1 pseudogene is annotated in these 281 nt (G+C 50.9%); it reads right to left on the reverse strand.

Annotation, left to right across the window (positions count from 1 at the left end):
• Window positions 1-281: pseudogene (locus tag RTW80_RS28960) on the reverse strand (conjugal transfer protein TrbC); the annotation flags it as partial.

A 281-nucleotide genomic window follows, 5' to 3' on the forward strand; every position in this document is an offset into this window, starting at 1 on the left:
TTCTCACCTGGCTGCAATTTAATCAGATCCTGCACATTGATTTTGTTCTCCATCTGAATATTGATGTGGTCGCCATCGATCCAGGAGGTACCAATGATACCGTCACGCCGTTGCAGGCTGACCATGTTCGCCCGGGCTTCCTGTCCTGCGGCATTAGTGATTGTCTTTGCCGTTTTATCATCACTTACGATTTTACCCGCAACCTTAGTGCCGGCGTTTTGCATCAGGGTGGCAACGTTTGTGGCTGAGGTCTGGCTTTCAATGCGCTCCTGGTCCTGGCT

The organism is Escherichia sp. AM3 (assembly GCF_032029835.1).
GTDB lineage: Bacteria > Pseudomonadota > Gammaproteobacteria > Enterobacterales > Enterobacteriaceae > Escherichia > Escherichia coli.